This is a genomic window from Nocardia sp. GTS18 (genome assembly GCF_013839555.1).
Lineage (GTDB): Bacteria > Actinomycetota > Actinomycetes > Mycobacteriales > Mycobacteriaceae > Nocardia > Nocardia rosealba.
This window is the reverse complement of record NZ_JACBIU010000049.1, coordinates 20,382-28,425: the sequence shown is the minus strand read 5'-3', so window position 1 is coordinate 28,425 and position 8,044 is coordinate 20,382. Positions and strand designations below refer to the sequence as shown.

Below are 8,044 nucleotides of genomic sequence, written 5' to 3'. Positions count from 1 at the left end.
CTGTATCTGCGGATGGACGAGCGCGCCGCCCGGATGGTGGTGGTGCCCGGTGAGTCCGACGCGGTGGTCACCATCGGCTGGGAGGTGCGCGACCACGCCGCACTGGTTCGGCTGCAGGAGGCGGTCACGGCCGCCGGCATCGCGGTCAAGCCGCTGTCGGTCGAGGACGCCGACGCACGCCGGGTCGAGGAGCCCATCACTTCCCCGGACCCCACCGGCGCCACCCCCTGCCTCATCGGCTGAACGGCCCGACCGGGAAGCAAACTTCGGCCAATATGTTTGGCGTGTCGCCGGTTTGGGTAACGAGCCCCGAATCGGTCGCGATGAAGCCCCCGACCTACCAGGTACTTCTAAGGGGAAATAATGACGCGACCGATTCAGCCACCCGATCCGTGGGCTCGTCCGCCGAGGCAGCGCGACAAGAAGCGGCGATGGCCGTGGGTGGTCGGAATCGGTGTTCTCGGATTGTGTGGGCTCTCGGTGATCGGAGCGGTGTTCGGCGAATCGGCGCCGGACAAGATCGTGTCGACCTCGACGACGCGCGTCGTCCCATCGTCGACCACCTCGATGGTCTTGCCCCCTACCTCGGTCGAGACAGCGGCACCGATTGCGCCGCCACCGGTCGCGACGGTGACGACGACGGTGGCGCGTCCGACGGTGGTGGTACCGACAACGACGGTCACCTCGGCCCCGCCGATCATCACGCCGGTTGCCCCGCCCCCACCGGCGACTACGCCGTATGTGCCGCCGCCAACGGTCGATTTGCCCGAACCCGAGGTTCCGTCGCCCGCCGACGTCTACTACGACAGCTGCGAGGCCGCGCGACGAGCCGGCGCTGCTCCGCTCCATCGCGGTGAACCCGGCTATGGCAGCCATCTGGACCGAGACGGCGACGGCGTGGCCTGCGAACGGCGCTGACAACGCGGAACCGGCTACGCGTCGAGCAGCTAAGCCGTGGTGTCGATGGTGTGGATGACATCGTCGATGCGGACGTGTTCGGAGATGTTGTCCGAGAAGAAGAACGAGTATTCGCCTCGAGGGCTGAGGTGGATGTGCATCCCCTGTAGGACCCCTCGAGCAATCGGAATGCCTGCGCGCCGAAGTTCGACGGTATCGCCCGTATCGAAATTCCCGCTGGCATAGCCGACTACGAACGGAGTCGGCCGGAAGCTCACGGGGTAGACGCCGGTCACGCGGAATTCGCTCATGGCGGGGAGCGGATCAGGTGTCGAGAGGGGTGGGGCGGTGGTATCTGCCGTTGTAATACAGCAGGGGGGCGGCCGAGGGGGAGTCGGCTGATTCGTCGTGGACTCGGGTCACCAGGCCTACCGCGAGGGTGTGGTCGCCCAGGTCGATGAGTTGGTGGATGGTGGTGCGGAGCCAGATGGGGGTGCCGTGCAGGATCGGTTCGCCGGTGTCGAGGGTGGTCCAGAGGGCTCGGTCGGTGAAGCGGTCGGCGGCGGAGCGGGAGAAGCGGTGGGCCAGGTGGTGCTGGTGTTCGCCGAGGAAATGGATGACCACGGAATCGGCGGCGCGCAGGGCCGCGATGCTCGACGAGGTGTGCGCGATATTGAACGACACCAGCGGCGGTTCCAGCGACAGCGACGCGAACGAGGTGGCGGTGAAACCCACCGGACCGGTCTCGGCGCCGATCGTCACCACCGTGACGCCTGCCGGATAGTGCCGCATCGACGCCCGATACTGCTCGGCGGTGATCCCACTCAGGTCGTCGGGAACGACGAGGTCGGCCGGAGTTCGTTGCATATCACCCACAGGCCCCAAACTACGCCCGCCATCCGAGCCCGCCTATGGACAGGCTCACGCCGAGGAAAACCCTTCAGTCGATGTCCACCGGCAATCCCGCGGTGATGCGGATGAGTTCACGGTAGCTGGTACGGAAGACGGTGGTGGGGTGGCCGCCCGCTGCCCAGATTTCGCGGTGGGCGGCCAGGGCGGTGTCGACCCAGGTGGGCAGGTTGGTCGGGTGGCCGACGGGGGCGGTGCCGGTGATGGGCTGACCGGTGACGCGCTCGGCGAGGGCGGTGGGGCAGGGGGTGAGCTTTCCTTCGAGGCGGGGGCCGGTGCGGTGCAGGTCCACCTGGTGATGGGCGGCTACCAGCAGCAGGACCGGGTCGTTGTCGAGGAGGAACAGCTGCGCGGTGGTGATGGCGCTGGGGTGGGCACCGAAGGCGCGCGCGGCATCGATGGCGCTGGTGGTCGGCGTGTCGGGGGAGACGATGACGCCGTGGTGGCCGCGCGCGATGAGCGTGTCGGCCACCCGGCACGCGACCATCGGCAAGGACGACCTGCGCATGTCATCCAGAGTAGGACGGTCGGTCGAATTATGCCGGGAGAGTGAGATTTTCGGGTTGCCGTGAATTCGCTCCGGACGCCGGACGGGGTGGGCGCACCCGATGAGGCCATAATCAGCGCATGAGTGAATGGAAGGCCTTCGCCGTCGAGATCGCCGACAATATCGCCCAGGTCACCCTGACCGGGCCCGGCAAGGGCAATGCGATGGGACCGGATTTCTGGCGCGAACTGCCGGAGATCTTCGCCGAGCTGGACGCCGATTCGCAGGTGCGCGCCGTGGTGCTCACCGGGTCGGGCAAGCATTTCTCCTACGGCCTCGACCTGGCCGCGATGGGTGGCACGCTCGGCCCGGTGCTGGCCGACGGCGCCAAGGCGGCCCAGCGCACCGAGTTCCTCAAGGAGGTCCGGCGCATGCAGGACTCCGTCACCTCGGTGGCCACCTGCGTGAAGCCGGTGATCGCGGCGGTGTCGGGCTGGTGCATCGGTGGCGGGCTCGACCTGATCGCGGCCGCCGACATCCGCCTGGCCAGCGCCGACGCCAAGTTCAGCCTGCGTGAGGCGAAGGTGGCGATCGTGGCCGATATCGGTTCGCTGCAGCGTCTGCCGGGCATCATCGGTGAGGGCCACCTGCGCGAATTGGCTTACACCGCAAAGGATATCGACGCGGCCCGGGCCGAGCGGATCGGTCTGGTGAACGAGGTGTTCGCCGATCAGGAAGCGGTGCTCGCGGCGGCGCACGCGATGGCGCGCGAGATCGCCGACAATCCGCCGCTGGTGGTGCAGGGCATCAAGGATGTGCTCGAGCACCGCACCGCCCCGGGCGTGGCCGACGGCCTGCGCTACGTCTCGGCGTGGAACGCGGCGTTCCTGCCCTCGCACGACCTCACCGAGGCGATGACGGCGGTCTTCCAGAAGCGCGCCCCGCAGTTCAAGGGGGAGTAAAGCCAGCGTAAACGGTTGCCCCGGCAGCCGGTCTGCCCACATACTTGCATTACACAACTAGTTGACTGATACAAGTAAAGGGTGATGCGGTGACGGAGTACGACCCGGCGATCGACACGATCGCCGTCCAACTCGTCCGCCTGCACCGGCTGCGCGACCGCGCCCTCGCCCAGATGAAGGACCGCTCGGGCATCGAACCGGCGGGCTTCGTTGTGCTGTTCCGGCTGGTCTGCGACGGGCCGATGCGCTCGGGCGCATTGGCCGAGGCGGTGAATTCGGATGCCTCGACGGTGAGCAGGCAGGTGGCGCAGCTGGTGGAACGCGGGCTCGTGGTCCGCATGGCCGACCCCGACGACGGCCGCGCCACCGTGCTGGCTGCCACCGACTACGGCCGCGAGACCGCCGACCGGATCCGGGAGCGGCGTCGCGAATCCATCACCATCGTCACCCAGGACTGGCCCGAACCCGACCGCGAGCGTTTCGCCGCCCTGCTCACCCGCTTCGTGGAGGACTACGACCGGGCCCGGCCCCTGCTCCTCACGCTCAACCCATCGGAGAACGACTCGTGACGACGACCGTGGCCGTGGAGGAATCGCCCGCCGGTTTCACCCATCGCCAGATTCTGACCATCCTGTCCGGGTTGATGCTCGGCATGCTGCTGGCTTCGCTCGATCAGACGATCGTGTCGACCTCCATCCGCACCATCGCCGACGACCTGCACGGCTACTCGCTGCAGGCCTGGGCGACAACGGCCTACCTCATCACCGCGACGATCAGTACCCCGCTCTACGGCAAGCTCTCGGACATGTTCGGCCGAAAGCCGTTCTTCCTCACCGCGATCGGGCTGTTCATCATCGGTTCGCTGCTGTGCACGCTGGCGCAATCGATGTATCAGCTCGCCGCGTTCCGTGCCTTCCAGGGCCTCGGCGCGGGCGGCCTGATGTCGCTGGCGCTCGCCATCATGGGCGACATCATCGGACCGCGTGAACGCGCCCGCTACCAGGGCTATTTCCTTGCCGTGTTCGGTATTTCGAGTGTGCTCGGCCCGGTGCTCGGCGGCCTGCTGGCCGGGCAGGACAGCATTCTCGGCATCACCGGCTGGCGCTGGGTGTTCCTGGTGAACGTGCCGCTCGGCCTGCTCGCACTGGTCGTCGTGACGCGGGTGCTGCACCTGCCGCGCAAGCCGCACGCCACGCACCGCATCGACTTCGCGGGTGCGCTCGTGCTGGCGGTCGGCTTGGTCCCGCTGCTGATCGTGGCCGAACAGGGGCGCGAGTGGGGCTGGGGCAGTACCGGTTCGGTGGTCTGCTACGTGATCGGCGCGCTCGGGCTGATCGGGTTCGTCGCGATCGAGAAGTACATGGGTGACGCGGCGCTGATCCCGTTGCGCATCTTCGACAACGTCACCTTCACCCTCGGGGTGGTCATCTCGTTCGTCGTCGGTGCGGCGATGTTCGGCGGGATGCTGCTGCTGCCGCAATACCTGCAGGTGGTGCGCGGTGCGGGGCCGACCGAGGCGGGTCTGCAGATGCTGCCGATGGTGCTCGGGCTGATGCTCGGTTCCATCCTCTCGGGCCGGTTGATCTCCAAAACCGGGCGCTACCGCGCCTTTCCGCTGATCGGTGCGGCCACGCTCACCCTCGGCCTGTTCCTGCTGCACCTGCTCGACGCGCACAGTCCGCTGTGGCTGGCGATGATCTTCATGGCGGTCGCCGGTTTCGGCCTCGGCAATCTGATGCAGCCGCTCACCCTCGCCCTGCAGAACGCGTTGCCGCCCAAGGACATGGGTGTGTCCACCGCCGCGGCCACGTTCTTCCGGCAGATCGGTGGCACCCTCGGTGCCGCGGTGTTCCTCTCGGTCCTGTTCACCCTGCTCACCCCGAACATCACCGACGAACTGCGGCAGGCGGCGACCGATCCGGCCTACCAGCAGGCCGTGGTCGAGGGCGCCCGCAGCAGCAACCCGGCCGACGCCGCGCTGTCGCAGGGTCTGCTGGCCCAGGACACCTCGGCGGCCGGAAAGGTGTTGCAGGACAGCTCGATCATCCAGCAGCTCGACCCGCAGCTGGCCGAACCGTTCCAGGTGGGCTTCGCCGACTCCATGTCGACGGTGTTCCTGTTCGCCACCGGTGTCGCGCTGCTCGCGCTGCTGCTCGTGCTGTTCTGGAAGGAAGTGCCGCTGCGGATGTCGGGCGGCCTACAGGCGGCGGGCGACGCGAAAGCCGCGGAGGGCATCGGCGCCCTGACCGACACCGCCGCGCAGTCGTTGAAGGGTGGCAAAGGTGAAGCGACCTAGGTGGGCCCGAAAGGCCCCCTAGGGGTGGCTGTTTCGGCGGTCGAACGGCCATAACGTTCCTGATGTCGCAACGAACATCAGGAGAACGACATGCGCATCAAGACCACCATCGCCGCCGCACTGCTGGCCCTGGCTACCGTCGCCGGGGTGTCGACGGTCACCGCGGGCACCGCCGCAGCGGCCGCGCCGGAGGGCACGTACTACGGCACCTACTACGAGCTCTACCAGTGCCGCGCCGACGGCGAGTCGTCCTACACCGGCGGCTACTACTGGCAGTGCGTCGAGACCTGGGAGGGCTGGGACCTCTACATCTGGTACTGATCCGCCAGGAACAGAAAAGCGGGAAGTCCAATCCCCTTCGGACTTCCCGCTTTTCGGCGTCTATCGGCTCAGTGGCCGGATTCCTTCAGCCGGGCGAAGGCCTCGTCGATGATCTTGACGGCCTCGGCGCGGTCGAGCCACTCCGAACCCTTCACGAACTTGCCGGGCTCGAGATCCTTGTAGCGCTCGAAGAAGTGCTTGATCGCGGCCAGCTCGAAGTCCGGGACGTCGGTGATGTCCTGGATGTAATCCCAGCGCGGGTCGCCCGCGGGCACACACAGGATCTTGTCGTCGCCACCGGCCTCGTCGGTCATCCGGTACACCGCGACGGGGCGGGCCTCGACGATGACACCGGGGAACACCGATTCCGGCAGCAGCACCAGCGCGTCCAGCGGATCGCCGTCCTCACCGAGGGTGTTCTCGATGAAGCCGTAGTCGGCCGGGTAGGCCATGGAGGTGTACAGGTACCGGTCGAGCTTCACCCGGCCGCTCTCGTGATCGACCTCGTACTTGTTCCGAGAACCCTTGGGAATCTCGATGGTGACGTCGAACTCCACGCCATCTCCTTGTTCGTTCGAGTGCTTGTGTGCCGAATCGCCAGATCGTTCTGGGGAACCGTTGCGCAACGAGGATAGTGTGGTGTGCTGGAACACCGGTGCGGCAGGCGGCTCAGCGCGGCCGGGCGTCGGGCGGGCTAGAGGAGAAACGACGGTCGTGATCGGTCCAAGCGAACAGAATCCCGGATGGCAGGAGCCGCGACGTCGCCGGTCGGGGTGGATCTGGCTGTCAGCGGTGGTGGTCGCCCTGCTGCTGATCGGCGGCGGCTTCGCGGTGATCGCCCGGCCGTGGACGCCGGAATTCCGGCACGGCGGGCTCACCGTCGCCGACGCGCCGTCGGCCGCCACACCGACCACCGCCATCGCAGCGGCCAGGTCGGACGCACCCGCGCCGACGGTCGCCGGGATCGCCGCCGCGCTCGCGCAGGTGACCAGCAGCCCCGATCTCGGCGCGTTCGCGGGCCAGGTCACCGATCCGACCAGCGGAACCGTGCTCTGGAGCCAGGAGCCGACCAAGGCGATGATCCCGTCGTCCACGGCCAAGATCATGCTGGTCGCGGCCGCGCTGCTCACCCTGCCCGACGATCAGCGGGTCGCCACCCGCGTCGTCGCCGGAGCGCCGGGGGAGCTGGTGCTCGTCGGCGCCGGCGATCCGACGCTCACCACCCGCGCCGACGGCGGCTACTACACCGACGGCCCGCGCATCGCCGACCTCGCCGCACAGATCAAGGCGGCGGGCAAGCAGGCGAGCGCGATCGTCGTCGATACCTCCGCCTACACCGGTCCGACCATGGCGGCCGGCTGGGACCCGATCGACATCCCCGAGGGCTCGATCACCCCCATCGAACCGGTGATGCTCGACGGCGGGCGGTTCGACCCGTCGGCCGACTACTCACCGCGCACCTCGACCCCAGCACTCGACGCGGGCCGCGCCCTGGCCGCCGAACTCGGCATCGACCCGGCCGCCGTGCGCGTCGGCCAGGCCGCGAGCAACGGCGCCGAGATCGCGAAGGTCGAGTCGGCGCCGCTGCGAATCCGCTTGCACGACATGATGATCCATTCCGACAACGTGCTCGCCGAGACCATCGGACGCGAACTCGCCGTCGCCACCGGACGCGAGGCGTCCTTCGCCGGTGCCACCGCCGCCACCGCCGCCGCGCTCACCAGCGCCGGCTTCGACGTGAGCGGCCTGCACCTGGCCGACAACAGCGGCCTGTCCGTCGACGACCGGGTGCCGCCGCGACTGCTCGACACCATCGTCGCCACCGCCGCCAAGCCCACCGGCGACGCCGCCGTCGTGCCCGCCGGTACCCAGGCCAGGCCCGAGAACGATCCGCGCGCAGCGGCTCTGGCGCCGCTGCTCGACGACCTGCCCGTCGCGGGCGGAACCGGGACGCTCGCGCCTCGCTTCGTCACCCGGAACCGGGAAGGCGCGGGCTGGGTGCGGGCCAAGACCGGAACTCTGAGCGTGGCAAGCGCGTTGGTGGGGTATGTGCTCGACCAGGACGGGCGGGTACTGACCTTCGCACTCATGTCCAACGACCGGCTGCCGGAGGTCAGCAGACCCGCGCTCGACGCGGTGGCGGGTGCCCTGCGCAACTGTGGATGTTCCTGA

General features: G+C 68.3%; 11 protein-coding genes and 1 pseudogene. 7 read left to right on the top strand and 5 right to left on the bottom strand.

The features are described from left to right. A pseudogene (locus HYG95_RS23400) lies at nt 1-225 on the top strand (2,3-dihydroxybiphenyl 1,2-dioxygenase); the annotation flags it as partial. Between the two features lie 152 nt (nt 226-377). On the opposite strand, the gene HYG95_RS25020 reads toward HYG95_RS23400, so the two are convergent. Further along, nucleotides 378-704, bottom strand: a complete 327-nt coding sequence (locus HYG95_RS25020; protein WP_255495648.1) for a hypothetical protein — start codon at nt 702-704, stop codon at nt 378-380. On the opposite strand from HYG95_RS25020, the gene HYG95_RS25230 reads away from it, so the two are divergent. Further along, nucleotides 631-918 carry an excalibur calcium-binding domain-containing protein gene (locus tag HYG95_RS25230; protein ID WP_370465899.1) on the top strand — a complete coding sequence of 96 codons (288 nt, stop codon included), beginning with the start codon at nt 631-633 and terminating at the stop codon, nt 916-918. The two genes, HYG95_RS25020 and HYG95_RS25230, sit on opposite strands and share 74 nt — an antisense overlap. Nucleotides 919-947: 29 nt before the next feature. On the opposite strand, the gene HYG95_RS23390 is transcribed toward HYG95_RS25230, so the two are convergent. The 3 genes from HYG95_RS23390 to HYG95_RS23380 all read right to left on the bottom strand — a co-directional run bounded on the left by HYG95_RS23390 (nt 948) and on the right by HYG95_RS23380 (nt 2,314). Next, the gene (locus HYG95_RS23390; protein WP_181701083.1) at nt 948-1,208 is read right to left on the bottom strand and encodes a hypothetical protein; all 261 of its coding nucleotides are present in this window, start codon (nt 1,206-1,208) and stop codon (nt 948-950) included. A 13-nt stretch (nt 1,209-1,221) separates the two neighbouring features. After that, a complete protein-coding gene (locus HYG95_RS23385; RefSeq protein ID WP_181701095.1) occupies nt 1,222-1,764 on the bottom strand; it encodes a flavin reductase family protein in 543 nt (180 codons plus the stop codon). 73 nt (nt 1,765-1,837) lie between these two features. Further along, complete coding sequence (locus tag HYG95_RS23380) at nt 1,838-2,314, bottom strand: YbaK/EbsC family protein (RefSeq protein WP_181701081.1); 477 nt, start codon at nt 2,312-2,314, stop codon at nt 1,838-1,840. A gap of 119 nt (nt 2,315-2,433) precedes the next feature. On the opposite strand from HYG95_RS23380, the gene HYG95_RS23375 reads away from it, so the two are divergent. The 4 genes from HYG95_RS23375 to HYG95_RS23360 all read left to right on the top strand — a co-directional run bounded on the left by HYG95_RS23375 (nt 2,434) and on the right by HYG95_RS23360 (nt 5,872). Beyond that, complete coding sequence (locus tag HYG95_RS23375) at nt 2,434-3,255, top strand: crotonase/enoyl-CoA hydratase family protein (protein WP_181701079.1); 822 nt, start codon at nt 2,434-2,436, stop codon at nt 3,253-3,255. An 89-nt stretch (nt 3,256-3,344) separates the two neighbouring features. Beyond that, nucleotides 3,345-3,824: a MarR family winged helix-turn-helix transcriptional regulator gene (locus tag HYG95_RS23370; protein ID WP_181701077.1), complete on the top strand. Its 480-nt coding sequence runs from the start codon at nt 3,345-3,347 to the stop codon at nt 3,822-3,824. After that, nucleotides 3,821-5,551, top strand: coding sequence for a DHA2 family efflux MFS transporter permease subunit (locus tag HYG95_RS23365; protein WP_181701075.1), 1,731 nt, complete (start codon nt 3,821-3,823; stop codon nt 5,549-5,551). The genes HYG95_RS23370 and HYG95_RS23365 overlap by 4 nt, the downstream gene beginning before the upstream one ends. Before the next feature lie 90 nt (nt 5,552-5,641). Continuing rightward, nucleotides 5,642-5,872 carry a hypothetical protein gene (locus HYG95_RS23360; protein WP_067495806.1) on the top strand — a complete coding sequence of 77 codons (231 nt, stop codon included), beginning with the start codon at nt 5,642-5,644 and terminating at the stop codon, nt 5,870-5,872. 68 nt (nt 5,873-5,940) lie between these two features. Here HYG95_RS23360 and HYG95_RS23355 read toward each other — a convergent pair whose 3' ends face one another. Next, the gene (locus tag HYG95_RS23355) at nt 5,941-6,429 is read right to left on the bottom strand and encodes an inorganic diphosphatase (protein WP_181701073.1); all 489 of its coding nucleotides are present in this window, start codon (nt 6,427-6,429) and stop codon (nt 5,941-5,943) included. Nucleotides 6,430-6,586: 157 nt separating this feature from the next. On the opposite strand from HYG95_RS23355, the gene dacB reads away from it, so the two are divergent. Beyond that, complete coding sequence (dacB, locus tag HYG95_RS23350) at nt 6,587-8,044, top strand: D-alanyl-D-alanine carboxypeptidase/D-alanyl-D-alanine-endopeptidase (protein WP_181701071.1); 1,458 nt, start codon at nt 6,587-6,589, stop codon at nt 8,042-8,044.